Here is a 22,989-nt window from a genome sequence, read left to right as displayed (position 1 = left end):
CCGGGCCGGAGAGGCTCAGGCGGCGGTGATGATCTGATACTTCTTCATCAGCTCGTCGCGAGTCTCCTCGCGCTCGGGATCGAGCGGAATGCAGTCCACTGGACAAACCTGTTGGCACTGTGGCTCGTCGTAATGCCCGACGCATTCAGTGCACAGGTTGGGATCGATGACGTAGATCTCTTCCCCCGGTGAAATGGCACCGTTAGGGCATTCGGGTTCACAGACGTCGCAGTTGATGCATTCGTCGGTGATCATCAGGGCCATGGTTTAAATCCTCGCTGTGTGATGAGCAATCACCACTAGAAGCTTAACCTGAATTCTGGGGAGTATGATAACGCGCACGAAGCGCATCGGCGACCCGCGGATGCACCAACTGGCCGACATTGCCCCCCAGCCGCGCGATTTCCCTGACGATGGTGGCGGAGATATAGGAATTCTCGACCGCCGGGGTCAAAAACAGGCTTTCGACATGCGGCGCCTGAGCGCGGTTCATGTTGGCCAGTTGCAACTCGTATTCAAAATCCGAGACCGCGCGCAGCCCCCGCAGAATGATCCGTGCCCCCTGCTGATCCAGCAGTTCGGTCAGCAGGCCTTTGAAACCCACGACCTCGACGTTGTCCAGGCCGTCGACCACGTCCTCGATCAAGGCGATGCGAGTATCGATATCCAGCGCCGGCTGCTTGCCCGGGCTTTCCGCTACCGCTACCACGAGCTTGTCGAACATGCGCGCGGCGCGTTCGATCAAATCGAAATGCCCATTGGTAATAGGATCGAAGGTGCCGGGATAGACCACGATATTCATGGGCGAATCCTTTGCCGAGTCAGAATGTATCAATAAACGCACTCAGGGCTATTGTCTGCCTTTCGAGGCGTGTTTCAAGAGACCTGTCTTTCAAGTGTTCTCGTCATCGAGGCGACCGAAGGGGTTGTCCACCGCCAGCGATACCGGCCGCGCGTAACCGGGGATATGGATACGGTCCCGATCGATTTCCAATTCCGGACCCTCCAGCACTTCATGGCCGAAGCGGTAGATGACGCTGAAGTCCGCCACATCGGCGCGCTGTCGATAGACGTCGCTAGACGCCAGCACGGCCTCGCGGCGTTGCTTCCAGGTGTCCAATGCTGCCTGGCCATGACGCTTGACCAGCAGGCGTTCGGTCACCTGCGGCGACAGCACCAGGCCGGTGGCGTTGTTGCCACCGAAGCCCTTGGCATTGATGAAAGCGGCATCGGCGTCGAAAGGCAAAGGCTCACGAAACAGCCTGAGGCGTTCGCCATGCACGTCGCTTGCAATGGCGTCCAGGTAGGGCAGGCCGGGAATCAACCCATAGGCGAAGCTGCCCAGGGCGCTGGCCAACTGGTCGCCGGCGGCGCTGCCCTGGGAGTGGCCGACGAAGGTCTTGATGCCGGCCACCGGCCAGGCGGTGATATCGTTGGCCCGGGCGATTTCATGCAGCACGTGGGATTCGGTCACGCGATTCTTGGGGGTGCTGGTGGCATGCGCGTGCACGAAGCTGCGTTCCTGTACGGCGCGTTCGCCGAGCATTTCCCGGGCCAGCGCCACCGCCTTGCCCAAGGTGATGTAGTTGCCGATGCCCGGGGCCGAGATCGAGCGCTTCCAGCCATCCGCGTTGGCGAATACACCCGGCACGCTGCCGAGAATCTGGGCGCCGATTTCCAGGGCCAGGGAATCGTCCATCAACAAGAGGAACTGGCTGGATTCGGCGATGGTGAAGCCGCAATTGCGAGCGAAGGGCCGACAAGCGCGTTGATAGTCGGTGTCCGTGAGCAAGGTCAAGGCATCCAGGGCCTTGAGGCTGTCATCATCGGCCAGGGCTCCCATGGCACGAAATCCCTCGATGATTTCTGGGGTGATGGGTGCATCACTGGTACCTACCATCACTACCCGGCGGCGGCCGCTGCGGATATCCTCGACGCCCAGACGCAGGTTGTACAAAAAGGTAGCGCAGGCACCCTGAATGGCACCGGTGGCACCGACACTGCCCAGCACGTAAGCATTCAGAAAATCCGCCGGCATCTGGCCGTAGCCCAGTGGCATCTGTTTGGAGGTGGCGCGGCTGCCCGCGACGTAGCTCTTGAGCAGGCCGCCCCAGCCTTCGTTATCGAGTTGGCCGATGGAGTTGCCGGCATACACGGCGATCTGATCCGGGTCCAGGCTATCGCGCAGCGACTCCCAGTTCAGGCCACTCTGGCCCAGGCAATCGCTGGCGCCGAATATCGCCATGGATAACCCACGGGGGTGGTGCACGCTGCGATAGAGGGCGCTGGGTTCGAAGCCGCTGGGCAGTTGGCCTGCGGTTCGGACCTGAGCCACGCGACGCTCAGGGAAGAGAACATCCAGGTTGCCCGCCGGCACGCTCACTTCCACCTGGCGGCCATCGAGGTCACGCACTTGCCAGTGGGCCGGAAGCGGAGTGGGGAGTTGACGGCGGCGCACTTGAAAGACCACGGGCGCATCGAAGTGGAGTCGACTCGCGCGATTGGCGGGGATTCCTTCGACATTGAATATGGCCTGCTCGATGCGCCGAATGAGCGTGCGCTCGAGAATCGTCTCGCGGTGATGCAAAATGACATCGTCGCTTGTCAACGTCAGATCTTGTTGATCCTGCCAGACGCCATCCTCTCGGCGTTGAATCAACTGCATCATCGCCGCCAGCCCTATCAGCGTTTGTGCCTGGTCGTCCTGAGACAGAACATCGAGCACCGTGCGGCGAAACGCCTGGTGGTCCGAAGTCCTGCCGGCAGCGTTGACACCGCCCATGCCGACAATCACCGGTAGTTGTGACAAGCCGCGTCCCTCGTGTGCTGGTGGGTCTCTATCTATGTGATTCTGGTGCGGGATGATAGCACCTGGTTTGCAGCCCCGTCATGCCAGTCCATGAGACGTCGCGACTAGGGATTGAGACAGGGTGCTGTTAGAATTGTCGGTCATTTTTCCTAGTGCTTCGTTAGTATGCATGCCAATTCACGAACTATCGTCACAAATCAGACTGAAGTACACCAGGATCTGCCCCGACGCGTCGAGCGGGCGCTGGCCTACCCGCTGCGCAAGCCGATAGCCGAACATACTCGCGAGACGTTTTACGCAGCCGATGAATGGCTGGCGACGCAGAACAAGCCCTTGATCCTCGATGCCGGGTGCGGTGTAGGGCTGTCGACACGCCAGTTGGCCCAGCAGCATCCCGATCATGCGGTCATCGGCATCGATCGCAGCGCCGATCGTCTTGGGCGGGAGCATGGAGCGCTTGCCGACAATGCACGTCTGGTACGCGCCGATCTGGTCGATTTCTGGCGTCTGGCGTTGGTCACCGGTTGGCAACCGACATACCATTATCTGCTCTACCCCAATCCTTATCCCAAGGCAGCGCATCTCAAGTCGCGTTGGCACGGCCAACCGGTATTTCCTGTGATTCTCGCCTTGGGCGGACGACTCGAGGTGCGTTCCAACTGGCGGTTGTATATTGAAGAGTTCGCTCAGGCGACGGCGCAAGCGACGAGCACTCAGCCCGAAGTCGCCGAACACGATCCGGCGGGGGAGTATCTCACGCCCTTCGAGCGCAAGTACCATGCCAGCGGTCAGCGTCTCTGGCGATTGGTGATTGAGTTACCCTATCGCCCGGCGCTAGTGCCGGTAAAAAACGGCCTGGCGGGGTGATATGGATGCGTAACGAAAAACCAGGAGCCGTGTAATGCGAAGTTGGGGTGAGCGAGTGTTGCACATGACCCTGTTCGAAGCGGGTGGCCTGATCATTGTGACGCCACTGTCGAGCTGGCTGACCGGACACGACATGGGACGCCTGGGACTGTTGGCTGCTGCCATCGCGACGCTGGCCATGCTCTGGAACCTGGTGTGGAATCGTCTGTTCGATCATTGGGTACCCACGCGCCGGCGCACGTTAATGCAACGTAGCGCTCAGGCGCTGGGCTTCGAATTGGGGCTGTTGATCGTGACGCTGCCCGGCGTGGCCTGGTGGTTGGGTATCGGTATCGTCGAGGCCTTCTGGCTGGATCTGGGCTTCATGCTGTTCTTCTTGCTGTATGCATTGCTGTTCAACACCGCCTTCGACGCCTGGATGCGTCATCGCTTGGCCCAAGGAGACACCTGATGGCGTATGTCTATCTGTTCGTGGCGATCGTCGCCGAGGTGCTGGCCACCAGCGCACTCAAGTCCTCCCAGGAGTTCACGCGCTTCTGGCCCAGCGTGCTGGTCATAGTGGGCTACGGACTGGCCTTCTACATGCTGACTCTGGTGCTGCGTACGGTGCCGGTGGGTATTGCCTACGCCTTCTGGGCCGGGCTCGGCATCGTGCTGGTCACCTTGATCGGTGTCGTCGTGTTCAAGGAAAAACTCGATCTTGCCGCGGTGCTGGGTCTCGCCATGATCGTGGGTGGCGTGGTCGTCATTCAGCTTTTCTCCAACGTGTCGCCTCATTGACCGCAACGATTTCTCACACACCAGGATGTTTCATGTCTCGCCAGTTCATCATATTGCTCGCCGCTTTCCTGCTCGCAGGGATGCCCTGCACACTCTTGGCGGCGGGATTCGATCACGTCAAGCGCTTGGCCGACAGAGGCTTCGCGATAAGTGCCCAGGCGCAGCTGCTCGACAACAACAAGATACTCGGCGAGATCGATGCCGAACGCCAGCTCTCACCGGCGTCGGTATCCAAGCTCTATATCGCCGCGGCGGCATTGGATCGCTGGGGGCCGCAGCATCGCTTCAAAACGCGGCTGGTATCCCGCGGCTGGGTCGATGCGAACGGCGTCTTGCAGGGCGATCTGGTGCTGGAGGGCGGAGGCGATCCGGCGCTCGTATCGAAGGACCTCTGGCAACTGATCCAAGGGCTACGCCAGCAGGGAATCACCGGGGTGAACGGCCAGCTGGTCATCAGCCAGTGGCGTTTCGGCCCGGTCGAGTGCATCACCACCGACCGCTGCGATTCGCGCAGTCACTCAAGCAACTCTTACGATGCGCTGCTCTCTTCCGCCGCGGTCAATTATGGCAACTGGTGTGTGAATGTCCTGCCCGGTGCCAAGGCCGGTACACCCGCCCGGGTCATGAGCTGCGATATTCTGACCCCCTTGGTCGAGGTGAAAAATCGCGTCAAGACCATGATTGCCGGGGAGCCCACTCGCCTTAACGCCGAGCGCGTCACCCGGGACGGCGCGGATACGCTGGTCATCGATGGAAGTATTGCGCTGAACAGAAGTCCGCATTCTGTTTATCGCTCCAGTTCCGATCCCGGGCATCAAGCCGGCCTGACGCTGATTGCCATGCTCGAGCAGGCGGGAGTCGAGGTCAGCGGCGGATACACCACCAGCGACACCCCGCCGCCATCATCGAGCCGTCAACTCGCCTCGGTGGATAGCGAAACACTGCAGACGCTGTTGCTGCGCACCCTGAATTATTCCAACAACTTCATGGCGGACATACTCAGCCTCAATCTGGTCGAGCAGCCTCGTGTCTCGCTCAAGCAGGCCGGCAGGGAAATCGAGCGGTTTGCCGAATCGCTGCCCAATCACGGCCCCTTGACGCTTTACAGCGGTAGCGGCCTGACCACCGAGAACCGCACCTCAGCGAAGGGCGTCAATAAGCTGCTCGAGGCCATGTACCGGCGCGCGGCGCTGTTTCCCTCCTTTGTGGCCGGGATGCAAACCCCCACCAACGGCCCGATGCGTTTCATTCGCCGGGGCAGCGATATCTTTCAGCATCACGTCATGATCAAGACCGGCACCCTCAATCAGCCTTACGCGGTGCGCGCCATGGGTGGCTACTTTCGTACCCGCACCGGTCGCTGGGGGAGTTTCAGCGTACTGGTCAACGGCAATGGCAAGACCCCGTATCTTTCCTGGTCGCAAGTGCTCGACCCGCTGGCTGAGGATCTGACGGCAATGATTCTCGACAATTGAAATAGCCGCACTGAGGTCGTGAGCGCTACCCTTGAAGGCAACGAGGTTCGGAAATAGCGTCGGAAAGAGTGTAAGAACAAGGAGGTAGACCATGGACGACATCGGCTACTGGTACGCGATCAGCGCGGTGGTGCTGTTCTTCAAGATGTTCGCGATATCCCTTTATCAGGGCTATCACCGCATCGGCAAGCAAGCCTTCAAGACGCCCGAAGACGCCAAATTCGTCGGCCGTACGCCGATGAATGAAGAATTGGCTCCGGTGCAACGCGCCGCCAACGCCTGGCGCAACGATCTCGAAAACATCCCTATCTTCTTCATCCTCGGCGTCGCCTATGCCTGGGTCGGTGCCTCCCCGGATGCGGTTCCCTGGCTGTTCATGACCTTCACGGTCGCGCGAATTTTTCACACCCTCTTTTATCTGATGGCGCTACAGCCCTGGCGGACCATTGCCTATGGGGTCGGGATTCTGAGTCTGTTCGGGATGTGTTGGCAGATCGTGACGGCGTTGGTGTGACAATGAAACTTGGCATACAAGCCGGAAGAAGTCTTTGCAAGATCATATGCAGTTTATTGCTATCACTTTACTCTGTAAGTCATTCCGACGATGGAAGTTTTTAATGAAAAATCACGTCAAAACAGTTGCTGTGATAGCCATCGTAGCGCTCTGCGCTCATATGACGGTTCAAGCTGATACGCCGATAACCTCTACTCTCGAAGTGGAAAAGTCAGGAGAAAAACATCCGGTAACCTATCCACCGCTCAATCAGCTGATCGACCAAGAGATTCTGCCCAAGCTGAATTGGTTTTTCGAGAAGCTGCTCGCTGAAAAAGAAGACATAACCCTTGATGGCGTTCATGCCTTCACGGGAAAAGACAAGTTTCTCCCTGGAAAAATAGCGATCGGCTTGAGCTATCTGCTTCTGAAAACACCGGAAGAGAGTCCCAAGTTCGATCATTATCTTGAAGACTACCGCAAGATAGCGGACATGACGGTAGACGATCGCAATGAAACCTGGGGTATCTATTATTATTTATCCGCGCTTCATCGCTTGAAAGAGGCCGGCCTTCTTGAACGTGCCGTCAGCAAGAAGACACTCGATAAGCTCAAGCGGAAGACCGATTGGCGCCAGTTCATCGATCAGGATGATTACGCTTTGGTCAGCCTGCCGGCGAATTATTACGGCGTGGCATTTTCGATCGCAAGGCTGCGCTACCTGCTGGGTTGGGAAGACAAGTCGGGTAGTGAAGAATTGCTGAAGAAGATGATGGATCACTACCAGAAATATTCCGGTGACTATGGCTTTTCCGACGAAACCAATGGAGAAGGGCGCTTCGATCGCTACAGCATTCTTCTCATAGGTGAGATATGTCAGCGTTTCATCGAGACCGGCATGGATGTCACCCCGCAGATGAAAGAGTGGCTGCGCAATTCCGTCGACGCCATTCAAGTGAGGCTCAACGAAGAGGGACATGGCTTCAGCTTCGGGCGCAGCATTGGTGCCTACGGCGATACCGCCTTTCTCGAAGTGCTGTCCGCGGCGGCTTATCTGGACGTGCTCACGCCCGAGGAAAAGGAAATGGCCTATGCCTTTGCCACCAGAGCTACGGAACGCTATGTAAGTTTCTGGTACGACGAAGACATGCAGTCCGTCAACCTTTGGGACAAGGGGCGCACCACGGACGATTATCGCGGCAAGCACCGCATCCTCGGTGAGAACTTGAGCCTGTCGCATCAGTTGATCTATACCGCCAATCTCTGGAACGAAATAGGGTACAAGGACAAGATTCCATCAAGCGATTTCGACGCCTGGCTGAAAAAACTACCGACAAGCACCATCACCTGGTTCGCCAAAGGCGACTACGATCGAGCGTTGATAACGTATCGTGATCAAAACCATGTCATCAGCCTACCGCTGATCAATGGTGGTAAGTCGCAGCATATGAACAACCCCTATTACCCCATTCCCTTCTCCAATGCCATGCTGGAGGGGACCCCGGATGAGGATTACCCACAGTTGTTGCCTCGGTTCACGTTAGCGGACGGGGATGAGTTGATACCGGCTGCCTTTATACGCAACGTGCAAACCTCACGAGAGGGCGATACCTTCACGGTTACCTATGAACAGAAAGAACTCGATCGACTGGGTAAAAGTCGCCCCATCAAAGACGACCGCCTGAAAGTCGAAACGCAGTACGACTTTTCCCCCGGCAAGATCACGCGTACCGATGTCTATCGATCTGATGAAAAGCTGGAGGTGGATAACATCAAAATGGAGTTTGCCAGCTTCTCCAGTGAAGCAACCATCGACAGCAACACGGTGACGTTTGATGAGGGCGATGTCACAGAGTTTTCGGTCAACGGACTTAACGTGTGTGAAGTAGATAGCGTCGATGGCGAGCCGCCTTACCAGACCCCGGTCGGACCACTGCTGACACTAGTTACCTGCGAAACTGGCGACATGACGATGGACGAGCCATTGGAAATTTCCTGGTCGATAAAATATAAGCCGTGAGTGTCAGACCCCGTGGGGTTGGCTACACTGATTCTGGTACTTGATTATTCAAGATAGCAAGTGAGTAGGGATTGCAGCCATATCAAGCCCCCATTTCCGGTTAGGGAGCGGAAGATAGCGAGGGAGTGAACGAAAAAGGTGCAGCCTGTGGGATGTGTGTGAAAACAACGAAATCCTCACAACACTTATTCCACAGGTGTGCTGGTGCCTGAGATAACACCTCCCTCCTTCGGGATTTATAACGCTGTTTCCGACACACGCCTCGCGGGACTCACTGGCGAATCACCCACTTCCTCAATTTCGCTCGGGAGGCGATCATGGACAAGGCCCTGTTGGCTCCGGTAAGGAAAGCACTGAACGCTTTGGAGTGGCATGCGGGTCGGATCGTCCAGCGTTGGCTATGGGCGCTGACCAAAGTGCGAAATGAGGGGGGAAAACAGTTTCTTTCAGGCCGCAGGATCACGTACTCGCGGGTACCGAAATGAAGGTTACTTCATCGCAATGATTTACCTGAATGGCAGCCCGGTCGAGAGCATGCAGGATCAGGCCAGATCCATATGAAGCGTCGAAGAAACAGAATCATCTAGCAAGGATGACCAAGTTATGCACGAGAGCACTGGTAATTCGTCCGATAAGCTGACCGTTGAAGCAGCTCAAAATCTGTGGCTCAGAACACTCAACCGTGCAGAGGATGAACCTCATTACTGGAATGAGTGGGTCAAGGAAAACCCTGTCTGTAGCGTTACATTCAGCGATGTAGATTTCAATGCGTTACGTGATGAGATGCCTGATAGAAAAGTTTCCTTTGCAGGATTTAAGTTCCCACATGGCAGAGTCAGTTTTGTTCGTACGAACTTTGGTAGTGAAGGCGTTTCCTTTGTTCGTACGGATTTCGGTGATGGCGATGTAGACTTTTTTGATGCCGTATTCGAACAAGGAAACATCCATTTCATGGAAGCTGAGTTCGGCGAAGGAGATGTCAAATTTACAGGTGCGAAATTTGGTGACGGTGAGATCAGTTTCAAGAATGCCAAATTCGGGAAGGGGAAAGTCAGTTTCAAACACGTGGAACCTTTCAATAAATGCCGCACAGGTGACGTAATATTTGATGAGGTAGAGTTTGGCGAAGGTGATGTATATTTCTTTAAAGCATCTTTTGGCGTGGGTTTTGTAAGTTTTTGTGATGCCGTGTTCGGTACGGGGGCTGTTGATTTTGAATCGACTGATTTTGGCATGGGCGCCGTCGTATTTTCAAACACCCAGTTTGGTGATGGTGATGTAAGTTTCAAGCGTGCAAAGTTTCGTAATGGTAGAGAGAAAAAAGAGGATAAGGAAAAGAAAGGGCATGTCATTTTCTCAGGAGCAGTTTTTGGTGAGGGTAATGTTGTATTTGATAATGCGTTTATAGGCTTCTGCCCCGCCACGTCTCGATTGGGTAAAATAGAGCCCAGGAAAGAAAAAATTGATTACATGAATGTAATCTTCGAAAGAACGAATTTCGGTGCGGGGGAAGTTAGCTTCAATCGCACTGGATTTGGTAATGGAAAAATTAGCTTTGAAGATGCCGTTTTTGGCGCAGGAAGGGTTTCTTTTGCGGGTGCTGAGTTCGGCGTTGGGCATATTGAATTCTTGCGCACTCAAGTTGCAGCAGACTTTAGATTTCTACCAACGAGATTGCCCGGCCCTGGTCCACTCGACTTCAGGTATTGCACATTTTCATCTCGCTTCGAGCTGACTCGTAATGACCAAGGCTCTGCTTGGGAAAAACCATTGTCATTTGAGGGGGCTTTGTTCAATAGTGCCGTGGAGATTCGCAATGTACGGTTTGTAGACGTGCCCGATTTCAGATCAACAGCATTCACCTTTTACTTTTCTTTGGAAAACATTGATTACATAAATGATTATCATAATTCAAATAATGCTATAAAGCTAAGGCGTTTAAAAGACTTGGCAGAGAAAGACGGTGATCATTATTTGGCATTAAGATTCCACGCTGATGAACTTCGTACGCGGCGCTGGAAACAGACAAGTAAGTTTGAGTCGGTGTTGGATTTTCTTTATGATTTTTTATGTGGCTACGGGCAAACTATCTTGCGACCAACATTGTGCCTATTTGCTAATACTATTGTTTTTTCAATTATCTATTTTTTTATTTCTTCTAAGCCTCTGTTTGAAACCGGCTTGTTTGGCTATCTTCTATTCTCGTTCACCACTAGCTTACCATTCCTTGCAATTAGTCGAGATTTTCGCCTTTACAGTATAAATAACTTATTCAATGAATGTGATGTTTCAGCAGGGTTGTATGCGCTGCTCTCGGCCCAGGGGCTCATCTCTGCGATTCTTTTATTCCTGATCGGCCTTGGCCTTCGAAACCATTTTAGAATCTAGCTGTAGACCATAGCTATCGTTGACCTTTATGTTGCAAAAGCTTTCTCTAGCTAAGCCAAGCCCAATAGCCGACGCGAGACAGCTAAATTCACGTAGAATGCCCTGATTGTCCAATCAAAGCGCTGCTGCGCCACGACCTATAGGATGACGCATGACGCAGATGCACTGGGAACGCCTGCTCGATCCGCACCGGCTCAACGACAAGCCCCGCGATTCACGGGAGGAGGTCGGTCGCAGCCCGTTCCATAAGGATCACGACCGCATCGTCTTCGCCGGATCGTTTCGGCGTCTGGGGCGCAAGACCCAGGTGCATCCGCTGACAGATAACGATCACATCCATACCCGGCTGACCCATTCCCTGGAGGTGGGCTGCGTGGGGCGTAGCCTGGGCATGATCGTCGGCGAGGGGTTGCGCGAACGTCTGCCGAGGTGGATCACGTCCGCGGACATGGGGGTGATCGTGCAGGCGGCATGTCTGGGCCACGACATCGGCAATCCGCCCTTCGGTCATGCCGGTGAATACGCCATCCGTGACTGGTTCAAGCGCGCCGAGACCAATGGCAGCGGCCTGCTCGACGGGCTCTCGGACACCGAGCGCGCCGATCTTCTGACCTACGAAGGCAACGCCCAGGGCTTTCGGGTCGTGACTCAGATCGAATACAACCAGTTCAAGGGTGGCATGCGGCTGACCGCGGCGACCCTGGGCACGCTGCTCAAGTACCCTTGGACCGTGGAACATGGCGGCAAGGCGGGTAAGTTCGGCTGCTACCAGTCGGAGAAGCATCTGCTTGCCGAGGTGACTGAACGGCTGGGTCTGAAGTCCCGGGGTGACTGGGTCTGGTGCCGGCATCCGCTGGCCTACCTGGTCGAGGCCGCCGATGACATCTGCTATGCGCTTCTGGATCTCGAGGATGGCCTGGAAATGGGCATTCTGCGCTTCGACGAAGTCGCCGATGTGCTCACTCAGATCGCCGGCGACGAACCTTCGGATTATGCCGAAATGCAGCGGGAGGGCGTGTCCCAGCGCCGACGCATTGCTGCGCTTCGTGGAGCGGCCATGGAGCGGGCGGTCAACGATGTGGGGGCGGTCTTTGTGCAGCACGAGCAGGAGCTGCTCAACGGTGCGCTCAAGGATGATCTCCTTGAACTCTGCCATCCAGACCTGGGCTGGGGGGTCACTAATGCCAAGCGACTCGCCCGGGAGCGCATCTTCCAGAACGAGCGCAAGGCCAAGTTGGAAATCGGCGCCTACACGACTCTGGGTATTCTGCTCGAAGCCTTCATCGGCGCCGCCCACGAGCTGCATCATCACGGCCATTCCACCTTCAAGCATCAGCGTGTGCTGGCGCTGATCGGCGAGAACACCCCGCGTTCGTCCTGGAGCATCTACGACAGCTACCGGCGCATGCTCGATTTTATCGGCGGCATGACCGACCATTATGCAGTGGACCTGGCCCAGGAGATGGGTGGGCGCTTGAAGGCGGATTGAGTGGTGTTCAAGGCGTCGCGACTTGCTGGTTGATACGCTCGATCAATGTCGTGGCGCCGCTGATATCAGGTAGCAGCTCACCGGCCGCGATCCGCTCGAGTATTCTTTCTTCTTCTTTCTGCAGGTGAATGGCTCGCGTAGTCGTCGCGGCAATGTCTTCCGGTGGCAATACCAGTACGCCACTCTCATCCGCAAGGATCGCATCGCCGGGATGCACCACCACGCCGCCGATGCTGACCGGCACGTTCAGACTGCCGCCGATACCCGCCAGCTTGGTAGTCAGCGCCGCCACCCCACGGCTCCAGACCGGAAAGCTCTGTTCCCTGATGGTCACCGCATCGGTGGCCATTCCATCGATGATCACCCCCGCAAGCTCAAGCCTCTTGGCTACCTGAGTCAGCACCCCGCCCCAGCAGGCATGACGGGTATCCCCCTGGCGATCGATGATCAGCACATCGCCGGGCCGCACCAGGCGCATGACATGGTTGAGCAGGGTGCCATCGGTGGGGGGCATCGACAGTGTCACCGCGGTGCCGGCGATGCGGGTCTGCGAAAGGAGGGAACGAATGGCCGAGTCGATGAAGCCGGTTTCGCGGAAATGGCCGATGGTGGCCGCTTCACATTCCAGTAGCCGTTGGTGCAGGGAGGCATCTATCTGCCGGGGCATGGGGGCAATGTGGTACATGAGTCATCTCGTTATTGATCGATCAGATCAGGCTGGGAAGGTAGGTGGTCAGTGCCGGAAAGAAGTAGAGCACCAGCATGCCGAAGAGGAAGCACAGCACCATGGGCCAGGCGGCGGCATAGATCGTTTGCATCGGTACCGCGGGGGCGCCCCCCTTCACCGCGAACAGGTTGTAGCCGAACGGCGGGGTCAGGCTGCCCACCGAGATATTGATCAGGAAGAGGGTCCAGAACCACACCGGGTCGAAGTCGTAGGCCTTGACCAAGGGGGCATAGATGGGGATGACCACCATCATGAAGGCGATCTGATCGATGAACATGCAGGCGAAGAACGGAATCAGCATCAGCATTAATAACATCCACGCCGGATCGAGGTTCATCTGGGTGGCGGCGTTCACCAGCCCCGCCGTGGCACCGGTGAAGGACAGTAGCTGGCTGAAGAGCTTCGAGCAGGCGAGGATGGCGATGATCATGGCGCTGATGGATAGCGACGACAGCAGAGCATCGCGCGACATTTCGAGGCTGAAGCGGCGGTAGTAGAAAGCCACCAGGATGGCGCCCAACACGCCGGTAGCGGCGGACTCCGACGGCGTGGCGACGCCCAGCATGATCAGGCCGAGGACCGAGAAGATGATGATGCTGAACGGCATCATGTCGCGTAGCGCACGCCCGCGCTCACGCAGTGTTCCGCCGCCGCTTTCGTCGGTAGCCGGTGCTCGCGACGGATCCATGAGCAGCCTGACGACCACGTAGGCGACGAACAGACCCGCCAGCAATATGCCGGGGATGATGCCGGCGATCAGCAATCGGGCAATGGAAACATCGACCATCGAACCGATGATGATCACCAGCAGGCTCGGTGGAATGATCGGCGCTAGGCTGGCGCCCCCCAGGATCAGACCAATCGACAAGCGATCATCGTAGCCGCGTTCTTGCATCGTGGGCAGCGCCGAGCGACTGAGCATGGCGGTGACGGCCAGGGCGGATCCTGACAGGGCCCCGAACAGGGTGGATAGTGCAACGACGAAGAAGTAGAGCCGTCCCTTCATGCGCCCCATCAGGGTGTCAAGTGCATCGAAGATGACGTCGATCGAGCCTGAGCGAAACAGCAGCTCGCCCATCAGCACGAACAATGCGATGGTGGTCAGGGTCTCCGAGGTGACGGTGTCGTAGACGCTGTTGGCGAACAGGCCGAAACCGGCGGTTCCCATCAGCCAGAAGGTGCCGGCGACGTTGATGGTCAAAAAGGCCACGAAAACCGGCACGCCCAGGGCAAACAGGATCATCAGGAGTGCCAGGGCCAGGGACAGCGAGGTATACCATTCCATAGGGTCAGGCCTCGTGCCCGTCGACATGGGGGGCCGCCACCGCGCTTGAGGGGGATAGCGCATGACGCAGGAAATGCAACGCGGCATTGATAAAGGCGTAGCTGATGAAACTCGAGACCCAGTACTTGGGGATATTCAGACCCATGGCCGTGGTGGTTCCGCTACTGATCTGGCGCAGGTTCTCGTCCAAGCTAATCCAGGCGGCAACGGCGCAAACGCTACAGGCGAACAGTGCGATAAGCCGGTCGTAGAATTGGCGCGATGATGGCGAAAGGCGTTCGGGTAGTACCGTGATTGCAATATGGCCGTGAGTGCGGGCCAGCTCGGGAATTGCCAGACTGGAAGAGATGCACAGGAAGTAGGCGACCAGCGAGCCTGACCAGAGCGTCGGCGCGTTGAAGAAGTAGCGCGCGACCACCTCGATCCAGAAGCACACGACGATGCCACCCAGGGTGGCACCGCCGAGGTAGAACCCGACACGCGTGATGCTGTCGTGAAGCCGGGCCAGTGGATAGAGCATGAAGTAATCCTTACCCAACATGGGATTAAGGCGTCATATCGTGCTGCTTGGCGATCTCACGCATGGTCTTGACTGCCTCGGGCGACTTGTCGATGCCCAGTTGCCAGATGCCTTCGGTGACCAGTTCGTCCAGGCGCTCGGCATCTTCCGGCTTGAAATGCGTTTCCTGCATGCCCTTGTCTTTCAGGGACTGCCACTCCTCTTTTGCCAGCTCATCGAGAATCGCTGCAGTCTCATTCTCCAGGGCTCGGCCCTGTTCGAGCATGACCTTTTGTTCGTCTTCGCTGAGTGAGTTGAAGGCATCGAGATTCATGAACAGATAGGTGTAGGTCTGGCCGAAGGTTGGCTTGGTGAAGTAACCGGCGACTTCATGCCAACCGAGATCCTCGACGCCATTGAGGCCCCAGGCGGCACCGTCGATCACGCCGCGATCCAGCGCCGAGTAGACGTCGCCACTCGACATGAGTACCGGTGTTCCTCCAAGGCCCTTGGTGACATTGGTGTAGGTCGGACTACCTCGCAGGCGGCGTCCCTCAAGCCCCGGTGTTCCCTCGATCGGATCCTCGAGAATATATTGAAAGCCGCTTGATCCCAGGGGTGGAATGGCCAGTAGCTTGAGGCCATGGCCGTTGTAATGCTCATCGATGAACGTCCAGAGGCCGGATTCTCGCGTCTTTTCCGGATCGACGAAGACGCCATCCATGGCGGCGCCCACACCGGTGGTGTTGGTATGGTAAGCCCCGTGGGTGTAAAGGAGGTCGAAGACGCCTGCGGAGACGGGCTGAAGCTGCTCAAAGGGCGGTACCACGCCTGGTCCGTTGAGCGTGATGTTGATGTCCGCGTTGTCCGCCCCTTCCACTTTGTCGATGTAACGCTGGGCGACTTCACGCGCATAGACGCCGGTTTGATCGTAACTGGAGAGCATTCGCAAGTCGGCGGCCATGGCCGGGGATGCGGTCAACATCAATACGGAAAGCGCCGCGGCTTTGATGGAGTTGTTCATGATGTGCCTCGCCTTGTGATTGTTCTTTCGGGTGTCTTGAAACACTCTGTATGGGTCAAATTCATATAGTCATGTCCCGAAAAGAGGGTCAAACAAATTCAGCGACTTAGCGTTTTCTATTTTTAATGCTTTGAATTTACCAAATTTATGCAAGAAGATTTTTGTATAAGTCCGAATTTTTTGCCATGTTTGAGTATCATGATGCCACCATGACTAGCACTCGAGGGCAGCCATTGGTTGAGCGAGGACAGGCCGATTCGGGGGAGGATTTATGTTGAGCCAAACGGAACAGCGAGTATTGGATCAGTGTGATCTGCTTTTTCCTCAGGTCCTGGACATGACCCGGGATCTCGTTAGTCAATACAGTGTGCTGGGCCGGGAGCAGGGCGCGCTCGAGGCCATGGCGGCATGGTTTAAGCACTTCGGTTTGCCGCTGGAGCACTTGCCGCTGGACGATCCTTCCCTGCACAGGAACCCACACCACGCCCCGGTCGATTGGTCCAATGAGGGTCGTTACAGTCTGGTATCGCGCCTGAACCCGGACTCCTCGCGGCCCCATCTGGTGTTCAACGGCCATCTCGACGTGGTGCCGGCCGAACCAGTAGGCATGTGGTCCCAGGCGCCTTGGCAGCCTTGGGAGAAAGATGGCTGGCTCTATGGACGAGGGGCCGGCGACATGAAAGCCGGTATCGCCGCCATGGTGATGGCAGTGCAGGCGGTCAGAGAAGCGGGGGTGACAATCGACCATCCGTTGACCCTGCAGACCGTCATCGAGGAGGAGTGCACGGGCAACGGCGCCCTGGCCTGCATCAATCGTGGCCTGTGCGGCGACTTCGTGCTGATTCCTGAGCCCTTTGGGGCGCGAATCTATGCCGGTCAGGTGGGCGCGCTATGGTTTCGGCTACGCGTCGCCGGAGTGCCTGCCCACGTGCTTGATACGTCGGCGGGCAGCAACGCGATCGAGACACTCATCGCTCTGATTCCCGCCTTGAAGACCTTGGAAAAAGAGCTAAATGAGGCACGAGAAGCTCCCTACGACGAGCTTACGCATCCCTTCAATCTTGGCATCGGCACGCTCGAGGGTGGTAACTGGCCATCGAGCGTGCCTGCCCACGGTGTTCTCGAAGGGCGCATCGGCTTCCCCCCAGGCATGTCGCCCGACACTATCATGGAGAGGGTCAGACGCACGGTGAAGGATGCCCACCGCCAACTGGGCGAGGCTGAAGAGAACCTGGTTGTCGAGTTTCACGGTTTTCGCTCCGAGGGGCACCTCGTCGATCTCGAACATCCCGGCATACACTTACTCTCCGAGTGCCACGAGGCCTTGCATGGCGATCGGCCTGAAGCCTTTCTAGCGACCTGCACGACTGACCTGCGCGCCTTTCATGTCGGCGCCGGGGTTGCAGGCACCTGCTATGGTCCCGTCGCCGAGCGTATTCATGGTATCGATGAGTGCGTCAATATCGAGTCGATCCGCCATACACTCAAGGCTTATGCGCTCTTTCTATGTCGCTGGCCTGACCAACAGAGGCAGCGCTCGAACTGAGCGCTGCCTCTGTCACTTAATGTTCCCGGCAATGTTTCGGGGGCGGCTTTCCTGAGTCATCGCTTTTGGGTCGCAGGTTCGAGATTGCGGCCACGAAACAGTAACGGCAGCATCAGCAGCGAGATCGGCAGGCCGATAAAGACGGGATGCACACCGAAGGGCTGGCCGAGTACCTGCCACACTACCGCCGACACTAGCCCCGCCCACATGATGGCGACACCGGCCTGGTGATTGAGATTATCGAACAGTAGACCCACAAGGGCAGGGATAAGCACGCCGCAGACCAGCATGGCACTGCCCAGGATCCAGATCGTGACCAGACGCGGAGCATACAGCGCCAAGCCTAGTGCGATCAGCGACATGGCGATTACCGAATAACGACTCATGCGCAGTAGGAAACGGTCATCCTGGTTCTTGAGCCGTGGCTTGATGACATCATTGGCAATCGAGGATGCCCCCGCAATGAAAAAGGAGTCAGCACAGGACACCACCGTGGAAAGCAGCACGACGATCATCAGTGCAATCAGTGGTAACGGCAGCGTGGCCTCGAGCACGGCATAGAAAGTCAGGTCGGGATTATCGAGCTGAATGTTCAGGCCGAGGGAGGCGAACACGCCGATCAGCACCGCAGCACCGCCGATCAGCATGGTAAACACCACCGCCACGGTGTAGCTGGAGTAGGCCGCCCTGGCGCTTTTGGCCGCCCAGAAGCGTTGCCATAGATCCTGGCGCACGAATTGGTAGCCACCGATGGTTAACAGGTAGACAAACAGATCGCTTGGGGCAATGCCGCTCACCTCAAGAAAGCCCGGTTGATCCGTTAGCTTGTCGCTGTTGGTAATGTTTTCCCAGCCTCCGGCCACGTGATAAACCATCGCAAGCAGGAAGAACACGCCCAGAGTTTGCAACGTGCCCAGGATCGCATCCGACCAGATGACCGCCTTGAGGCCGCCCAGGTAGGTCTTGATGGTCAGAAATAGCCAGGTCACCACGATGCCGTAAGCCAGTTCAAGACCGAATACGAGCTTCAGGACCGTAGCGATGGCCACGAACTGCATACCGGTAATCGCCGAGTAGGCGCAAATCATGCTGAGTAAGGTTGGCAGGCGGGCGTTGTCGCCGTACTTCTTCACCATGAAATCCGCTATGGTGATCATACTGTAGCGCTCGCCGTAGTCGCGAATGCGTTGAACGAAGAATACCAGCAGTAATATGCCGGCGATGGTGATGGCGCCGGGCAACCAGATCTGGCCGACCCCTTCCTGATAGCCTTTAGACAAGAAACCTAGCATGGTCGAGCCGCCTACGGCGGTGCCCACTAGCGTGCATATCAGCGGAAAGGTTCCCGTCGAACGGCCGGCCACGTTGTAGTCATCATAGGTCTTGATACGTCGATAGAAATAGTAGGCCAGGCCGATCAAGAAGAGCGCACTAAGTATGACGACGACCGATAAATATAGAGTTTCCCGTTCGTTGAACATATCTAGCTCCTGGTGTCGTGGTTATCGAGTACGTGACGTCCTAAGGCTTGGTCGTTACGATCTTGTCTTTACTGTGGTTGGTGCTGTGTCACTCTTGCAAGGAATCGCTCATGCGGCCCATTCACGATACGCTCGACTGGAACCTGCTTCGCACCTTCATCGTCATTGTTCAGGAGGAGAGCGTCAGTCGTGCGGCGGTGCGGCTTTATTTGTCCCAACCCGCCGTCAGCCTGTCGCTGAAGCGTTTGGAGGAGCGCTTGGGGCAACGACTCATCGAGCGCGATAGCCACCGCTTCCGAGTGACCCAGGCGGGACATTTGGTGTATCAAGAGGCCATCGATATCTACGCCAATGTGGCGCGTCTGGCCGCCTCGGTGAGCGAAGCGGACCCGGAAGTGGCAGGACACGTCTCGCTTTTGTTCATTACCGGCATTCAATGCCGTTTCCTGGATAGCGTCTTCGAGCGCTTCCACCACCAGTTTCCCCAGATCACCTTTGGCATCGAAGGCATGTCCAGCCAGGAAGTCCAGCACGGTTTGTTGCAGCGTCAGGGGGCGATTGGTATCTCCCTTGCGCGTCAGTGCCCGGAGAATCTGACCAGTCAGGTCCTCGCGCGGCAGCGCTATCGTCTTTATTGCGGACACAGTCATTCGCTCTTCGGACGACATAACCTGCCGATGGAAAGTCTGCTGCATGAAGCCTATGTCTCCTTTGGCAGTGAGCAACTCGACGGTGTCCTGTCGCCATTAGCGGTGTTCCGTGCCCAACACGGTCTTCAGGGGCCGGTGGTTGGGCAGTCGAGCAGCCTTCAGGAAATACGGCGCATGGTGCTCGCCGGCTGGGGTATCGGTTGTCTGCCGGAACACTTGGTTGCAAGAGATATCGCCGAAGGGCTGCTGTGGCCGCTGCCGCCCTACGACGGTGTGGCGGATATCGATTTGAACCTGATGTGGCACAGCGACGCGCGCTTCAGTGCGGCCGAGTCGACCTTCCTCGAGTTCTTCCTCAATGCCATGGCCAAGGTACCGATGGAAGAGCGGCTGACGTCTGGCCTCAAGTCGCTGGATGACGCCGCTCCATAATGAGACGTTTCGTGCACCAGATTTCGTTTTAAACATCGGCAATGCCTGCTCTGCCAAGCAATGCGTGCAGCAATACATTGGTCCCGGCTTCCAGGTCCTCGGGCTTGGCGTACTCGCTTTCGTTGTGACTGATGCCATCCTCGCAGGGTACGAAGATCATCGCTGTAGGCGCTATTTTGCTGACGAACACGGCGTCGTGCCCCGCGCCGGTTTCTATATCGCGATAAGGGATCCCCAGCGCTTGGCTGCTCTGTCGCACCAGATCCACCAACTCCTGATCGAAAGGGAGGGGGGCTATGCGCTGTACATCACGTAGCTCGACGGTCACCTTGCCGGGTTCGTCGTGGCGCGCACAGGCATCGCGCAGCGCCTGTTCCATCCGGTCGAGCACCTTGGGTTCCAGGTGACGAATATCCACGCTGAAGCGGACCTGACCGGGAATGACGTTGCGTGAATTGGGATAGAGATCGAATTCGCCACAGGTCACCCGCCCATTCGGCTGGTAAGGGTCGGCCAGTTCGAGGATCTCTCCCAGCAATGCTGCGCTACGCTTCAGGGCATCGCGCCGATAGGGCATGGGCGTGGGGCCGGCATGAGCCTCTTGACCGGTCACGATCACATCGAACCAGCGCAGCCCTAATGAGCCCGTCACGGCGCCAACTTGAAGCCCCTCGGCCTCGAGCACCGGCCCTTGTTCGATATGTGCCTCGAAATAGGCGCCGAATGTCTGTTCACCGACCGGCAGATCACCGGCATAGCCGATGCGTTCGAGAGACGCGGCCACCGTGTCGCCCTGACGATCCTTGGCGGCCAGGGCATCCTCGAGGGGAATGACACCGGTATGCACACCGGAACCCATCATTACCGGGACGAAGCGGCAACCCTCTTCGTTGGTCCAGATCACCACCTCCAGAGGGGCCTCGGTCGTGATCTGGCAATCGTTGAGCACGCGCATCACCTCGAGGCCAGCGAGGACGCCATAGCAGCCATCGAAACGACCACCGGTGGGTTGAGTATCGAGATGGCTGCCGGTGACCACCGGTAACAGATCGTTCCGACGACCCTCGCGACGGGCGAAGATGTTGCCGATCTGGTCGACCTGGAGCGTCAGGCCGGCGTCCTGCAGCCAGCCGGTCACCAGTTCCCGGCCTTGGCGGTCTTCTTCGGTCAAGGCGAGTCGGCAGTTGCCACCCTTGGGAGTGGCGCCGAGCTTGGCCAGGTCCATCAATGATTGCCAGAGACGCTGGCCATCGATGCGCAGCACTGATGTCGGGGAATCGGTCATGGTGTGGCTCCCGTTGTCGGTTGGGTGCGGTGGCGGTCGAGTGCCGTCTCTCGAATCGCGCTGAGACGCTGGCCCGGGGCGATGCCGTCACTGTCATAGCGTAGTTCGATAAGCGCCGGCAGGCGCTCCTGCTCGGTGAAGGTCAGGGCCCGGCGGAAGGCATCCTCGAAGGCGGTATCGTCATCGACGACCTCGCCGTGACCGCCGTAGGCTTGAATGAGCGTGGCGAATTCCGGGTTGGTGAAGGTCAGGGCGATCTCGCGCCCGGGAAAGTCGTGCTCCTGATGGGCGCGAATGGTGCCCCACATGCCGTTGTTGAATACCAACACCACGATGCCGAGACGATACTGCAGCGCCACGCCCAGCTCCTGCATATTCATCTGGAAGCAGCCGTCGCCGGCAAAGCAGATCGCCGGTCGCTCGGGGTGTTCGAGCTTGCTCGAGATCGCCGCCGGCAGGCCGTAGCCCATCGACCCGACGGTGGGGGCCAGCGACGTGCCGAGCCCCCCGAAGCGCACATAGCGATGAGGATAGAGCGCATAGTTGCCGGCCCCCACGCTGATGCACCCCTGACCATCGAGAACGTGATCCACGGTGTGGCTGACCCAGTCGAGGCTAAGTTTGCCTGGGGCCGGTTGCGGTTCCAGGGTGTCGAAGTAGGCGCGACGGGCGGCCTGGGTGGTGGCCGTCCAGCGCGGCGGTTGACGTGGCACCAGAGTCTCCAGGCTCGTCGCGAAGCCGACCACGTCGGCATTGATGGCCAGGCTCGGTTGATAGACCCGACCGAGTTCCTCGGGATCAGGATAGACGTGAATCAGCGCCTGGCGGGGCACCGGCGAGGCGATCCAACTATACCCCTCGCTGGTGGCCTCGCCGATGCGCGTGCCGACGGCAATCACGAGATCGCAGGCTTCGAGCTGCTCGCGCAGGGCGGCGTGCATACCATTCCCCACATGGCCAACGTATTGCTCCCGGCGAGGGTCGACGCATTCCAGGCGACGCCAGGCCACGCCCACGGGCAGCGCGAAGCGCTCGGCGAACTCCGCAATTGCCTGCTGCGCCTCCTGGGTCCAACCGCTGCCGCCGACCAGCAGGAAGGGGCGTTCGGCGGCTTCCAGACGCTCTTGCAGCGCTGCCAGTTGCGATTGACTGGGGTAGGCGTGCACCCGCGGGCGTGGTTCGACATCGGCGACCCGCGCCTCGCCCCACAGGGTATCTTCCGGCAGGGCCAGCACCACCGGACCGGGCCGGCCGTTCCTGGCCACGGCATAGGCTCGGGCAATGTATTCGGGGATGCGAGCGGTGTCGTCGATCTGGGCGACCCACTTGGCCATCTGGCCGAACATGCGCCGGTAATCGATCTCCTGGAAGGCTTCGCGCTCGATGAAATCGTTCCCCACCTGGCCGATGAACAGGATCATCGGCGTCGAATCCTGATAGGCGGTGTGTACGGCGATCGAGGCATTGGTGGCCCCGGGCCCACGGGTGACGAAGCATACTCCGGGCTCGTTGGTCAGCTTGCCGTAGGCTTCGGCCATATAGCCGGCGCCACTCTCCTGGCGACAGACGATGGGTTCGATGGCATCGCGATGCTCGTTTAGGGCGTCGATGCAGGGTAGATAGCTCTCTCCGGGCACCAGGAAGACGCGGCGGGTGCCGTGACGGCGCAGCTGGTCGACCAGTATCTGACCACCATTACGAAGTGGAAGCGTGGCGTGAGACATAGTGGTTATCTCTTG

Annotated in this window: 20 protein-coding genes; 10 read left to right on the top strand and 10 right to left on the bottom strand. The window is 57.8% G+C overall.

Annotated features, from left to right (window positions below; genetic code table 11):
• Positions 1-15: 15 nt before the first annotated feature.
• The 3 genes from ACPF7Z_RS10570 to ACPF7Z_RS10560 form a co-directional block, all read right to left on the bottom strand.
• Positions 16-264 carry a YfhL family 4Fe-4S dicluster ferredoxin gene (locus ACPF7Z_RS10570; RefSeq protein ID WP_425193207.1) on the bottom strand — a complete coding sequence of 83 codons (249 nt, stop codon included), beginning with the start codon at positions 262-264 and terminating at the stop codon, positions 16-18.
• 43 nt (positions 265-307) lie between these two features.
• Entirely contained in the window at positions 308-802 is a 495-nt protein-coding gene (gene coaD, locus ACPF7Z_RS10565; RefSeq protein WP_425193206.1) for a pantetheine-phosphate adenylyltransferase, read from the bottom strand.
• A 90-nt stretch (positions 803-892) separates the two neighbouring features.
• Positions 893-2,782: a beta-ketoacyl synthase gene (locus ACPF7Z_RS10560; protein ID WP_425193249.1), complete on the bottom strand. Its 1,890-nt coding sequence runs from the start codon at positions 2,780-2,782 to the stop codon at positions 893-895.
• 192 nt (positions 2,783-2,974) lie between these two features.
• Here ACPF7Z_RS10560 and trmB point away from each other — a divergent pair, with 192 nt between their 5' ends.
• The 8 genes from trmB to ACPF7Z_RS10520 all read left to right on the top strand — a co-directional run bounded on the left by trmB (position 2,975) and on the right by ACPF7Z_RS10520 (position 12,321).
• Positions 2,975-3,676, top strand: a complete 702-nt coding sequence (gene trmB / locus ACPF7Z_RS10555; protein ID WP_425193205.1) for a tRNA (guanine(46)-N(7))-methyltransferase TrmB — start codon at positions 2,975-2,977, stop codon at positions 3,674-3,676.
• Between the two features lie 34 nt (positions 3,677-3,710).
• Entirely contained in the window at positions 3,711-4,127 is a 417-nt protein-coding gene (locus tag ACPF7Z_RS10550; protein ID WP_425193204.1) for a PACE efflux transporter, read from the top strand.
• Entirely contained in the window at positions 4,124-4,456 is a 333-nt protein-coding gene (locus ACPF7Z_RS10545; protein ID WP_425193248.1) for a DMT family transporter, read from the top strand. The genes ACPF7Z_RS10550 and ACPF7Z_RS10545 overlap by 4 nt, the downstream gene beginning before the upstream one ends.
• Positions 4,457-4,488: 32 nt before the next feature.
• Positions 4,489-5,931 carry a D-alanyl-D-alanine carboxypeptidase/D-alanyl-D-alanine endopeptidase gene (dacB, locus tag ACPF7Z_RS10540; RefSeq protein ID WP_425193203.1) on the top strand — a complete coding sequence of 481 codons (1,443 nt, stop codon included), beginning with the start codon at positions 4,489-4,491 and terminating at the stop codon, positions 5,929-5,931.
• 91 nt (positions 5,932-6,022) lie between these two features.
• Positions 6,023-6,445: an MAPEG family protein gene (locus tag ACPF7Z_RS10535; RefSeq protein ID WP_425193202.1), complete on the top strand. Its 423-nt coding sequence runs from the start codon at positions 6,023-6,025 to the stop codon at positions 6,443-6,445.
• A 103-nt stretch (positions 6,446-6,548) separates the two neighbouring features.
• Positions 6,549-8,444 carry a hypothetical protein gene (locus tag ACPF7Z_RS10530; protein WP_425193201.1) on the top strand — a complete coding sequence of 632 codons (1,896 nt, stop codon included), beginning with the start codon at positions 6,549-6,551 and terminating at the stop codon, positions 8,442-8,444.
• 603 nt (positions 8,445-9,047) lie between these two features.
• Positions 9,048-10,832: a hypothetical protein gene (locus tag ACPF7Z_RS10525; protein WP_425193200.1), complete on the top strand. Its 1,785-nt coding sequence runs from the start codon at positions 9,048-9,050 to the stop codon at positions 10,830-10,832.
• Between the two features lie 151 nt (positions 10,833-10,983).
• Complete coding sequence (locus ACPF7Z_RS10520; RefSeq protein ID WP_425193199.1) at positions 10,984-12,321, top strand: deoxyguanosinetriphosphate triphosphohydrolase; 1,338 nt, start codon at positions 10,984-10,986, stop codon at positions 12,319-12,321.
• Positions 12,322-12,328: 7 nt separating this feature from the next.
• On the opposite strand, the gene ACPF7Z_RS10515 is transcribed toward ACPF7Z_RS10520, so the two are convergent.
• The 4 genes from ACPF7Z_RS10515 to dctP are packed head-to-tail and all read right to left on the bottom strand — an operon-like array spanning position 12,329 to position 15,856.
• Positions 12,329-13,006, bottom strand: a complete 678-nt coding sequence (locus ACPF7Z_RS10515) for an RraA family protein (protein WP_425193198.1) — start codon at positions 13,004-13,006, stop codon at positions 12,329-12,331.
• A 22-nt stretch (positions 13,007-13,028) separates the two neighbouring features.
• Positions 13,029-14,333 carry a TRAP transporter large permease gene (locus ACPF7Z_RS10510; protein WP_425193197.1) on the bottom strand — a complete coding sequence of 435 codons (1,305 nt, stop codon included), beginning with the start codon at positions 14,331-14,333 and terminating at the stop codon, positions 13,029-13,031.
• A 4-nt stretch (positions 14,334-14,337) separates the two neighbouring features.
• The gene (locus tag ACPF7Z_RS10505; RefSeq protein WP_425193196.1) at positions 14,338-14,853 is read right to left on the bottom strand and encodes a TRAP transporter small permease; all 516 of its coding nucleotides are present in this window, start codon (positions 14,851-14,853) and stop codon (positions 14,338-14,340) included.
• Between the two features lie 25 nt (positions 14,854-14,878).
• A complete protein-coding gene (gene dctP / locus ACPF7Z_RS10500; RefSeq protein ID WP_425193195.1) occupies positions 14,879-15,856 on the bottom strand; it encodes a TRAP transporter substrate-binding protein DctP in 978 nt (325 codons plus the stop codon).
• 271 nt (positions 15,857-16,127) lie between these two features.
• Here dctP and ACPF7Z_RS10495 point away from each other — a divergent pair, with 271 nt between their 5' ends.
• Positions 16,128-17,402: an ArgE/DapE family deacylase gene (locus ACPF7Z_RS10495; protein WP_425193194.1), complete on the top strand. Its 1,275-nt coding sequence runs from the start codon at positions 16,128-16,130 to the stop codon at positions 17,400-17,402.
• Positions 17,403-17,458: 56 nt separating this feature from the next.
• On the opposite strand, the gene ACPF7Z_RS10490 is transcribed toward ACPF7Z_RS10495, so the two are convergent.
• Positions 17,459-18,883 carry a sodium:solute symporter family protein gene (locus tag ACPF7Z_RS10490; RefSeq protein ID WP_425193193.1) on the bottom strand — a complete coding sequence of 475 codons (1,425 nt, stop codon included), beginning with the start codon at positions 18,881-18,883 and terminating at the stop codon, positions 17,459-17,461.
• A gap of 110 nt (positions 18,884-18,993) precedes the next feature.
• Between ACPF7Z_RS10490 and ACPF7Z_RS10485 the strand changes: the two genes are divergently transcribed.
• Complete coding sequence (locus ACPF7Z_RS10485; protein ID WP_425193192.1) at positions 18,994-19,965, top strand: LysR family transcriptional regulator; 972 nt, start codon at positions 18,994-18,996, stop codon at positions 19,963-19,965.
• A gap of 28 nt (positions 19,966-19,993) precedes the next feature.
• Here ACPF7Z_RS10485 and ACPF7Z_RS10480 read toward each other — a convergent pair whose 3' ends face one another.
• Together ACPF7Z_RS10480 and ACPF7Z_RS10475 are read right to left on the bottom strand one after the other, a co-directional pair.
• Complete coding sequence (locus ACPF7Z_RS10480; RefSeq protein ID WP_425193191.1) at positions 19,994-21,250, bottom strand: Zn-dependent hydrolase; 1,257 nt, start codon at positions 21,248-21,250, stop codon at positions 19,994-19,996.
• Positions 21,247-22,974 carry a thiamine pyrophosphate-binding protein gene (locus tag ACPF7Z_RS10475; RefSeq protein ID WP_425193190.1) on the bottom strand — a complete coding sequence of 576 codons (1,728 nt, stop codon included), beginning with the start codon at positions 22,972-22,974 and terminating at the stop codon, positions 21,247-21,249. The genes ACPF7Z_RS10480 and ACPF7Z_RS10475 overlap by 4 nt, the downstream gene beginning before the upstream one ends.
• Between the last annotated feature and the right edge of the window lie 15 nt (positions 22,975-22,989).

This window comes from Halomonas sp. GXIMD04776 (genome assembly GCF_049808615.1).
In the GTDB taxonomy this organism is placed as follows: Bacteria; Pseudomonadota; Gammaproteobacteria; order Pseudomonadales; family Halomonadaceae; genus Modicisalibacter.
This window is presented reverse-complemented; position numbering and strand designations above follow the sequence as displayed.

Bases quoted from the DNA above. Each gene is read 5' to 3' on its own strand.
- trmB (WP_425193205.1), top strand. From the start codon at position 2,975: ATGCATGCCAATTCACGAACTATCGTCACAAATCAGACTGAAGTACAC.
- ACPF7Z_RS10475 (WP_425193190.1), bottom strand. From the start codon at position 22,974: ATGTCTCACGCCACGCTTCCACTTCGTAATGGTGGTCAGATACTGGTC.
- ACPF7Z_RS10515 (WP_425193198.1), bottom strand. From the start codon at position 13,006: ATGTACCACATTGCCCCCATGCCCCGGCAGATAGATGCCTCCCTGCAC.
- dctP (WP_425193195.1), bottom strand. From the start codon at position 15,856: ATGAACAACTCCATCAAAGCCGCGGCGCTTTCCGTATTGATGTTGACC.
- ACPF7Z_RS10510 (WP_425193197.1), bottom strand. From the start codon at position 14,333: ATGGAATGGTATACCTCGCTGTCCCTGGCCCTGGCACTCCTGATGATC.
- ACPF7Z_RS10550 (WP_425193204.1), top strand. From the start codon at position 3,711: ATGCGAAGTTGGGGTGAGCGAGTGTTGCACATGACCCTGTTCGAAGCG.
- coaD (WP_425193206.1), bottom strand. From the start codon at position 802: ATGAATATCGTGGTCTATCCCGGCACCTTCGATCCTATTACCAATGGG.
- ACPF7Z_RS10480 (WP_425193191.1), bottom strand. From the start codon at position 21,250: ATGACCGATTCCCCGACATCAGTGCTGCGCATCGATGGCCAGCGTCTC.
- ACPF7Z_RS10495 (WP_425193194.1), top strand. From the start codon at position 16,128: ATGTTGAGCCAAACGGAACAGCGAGTATTGGATCAGTGTGATCTGCTT.
- ACPF7Z_RS10570 (WP_425193207.1), bottom strand. From the start codon at position 264: ATGGCCCTGATGATCACCGACGAATGCATCAACTGCGACGTCTGTGAA.
- ACPF7Z_RS10485 (WP_425193192.1), top strand. From the start codon at position 18,994: ATGCGGCCCATTCACGATACGCTCGACTGGAACCTGCTTCGCACCTTC.
- dacB (WP_425193203.1), top strand. From the start codon at position 4,489: ATGTCTCGCCAGTTCATCATATTGCTCGCCGCTTTCCTGCTCGCAGGG.
- ACPF7Z_RS10525 (WP_425193200.1), top strand. From the start codon at position 9,048: ATGCACGAGAGCACTGGTAATTCGTCCGATAAGCTGACCGTTGAAGCA.
- ACPF7Z_RS10560 (WP_425193249.1), bottom strand. From the start codon at position 2,782: ATGGGCGGTGTCAACGCTGCCGGCAGGACTTCGGACCACCAGGCGTTT.
- ACPF7Z_RS10505 (WP_425193196.1), bottom strand. From the start codon at position 14,853: ATGCTCTATCCACTGGCCCGGCTTCACGACAGCATCACGCGTGTCGGG.
- ACPF7Z_RS10535 (WP_425193202.1), top strand. From the start codon at position 6,023: ATGGACGACATCGGCTACTGGTACGCGATCAGCGCGGTGGTGCTGTTC.
- ACPF7Z_RS10530 (WP_425193201.1), top strand. From the start codon at position 6,549: ATGAAAAATCACGTCAAAACAGTTGCTGTGATAGCCATCGTAGCGCTC.
- ACPF7Z_RS10490 (WP_425193193.1), bottom strand. From the start codon at position 18,883: ATGTTCAACGAACGGGAAACTCTATATTTATCGGTCGTCGTCATACTT.
- ACPF7Z_RS10520 (WP_425193199.1), top strand. From the start codon at position 10,984: ATGACGCAGATGCACTGGGAACGCCTGCTCGATCCGCACCGGCTCAAC.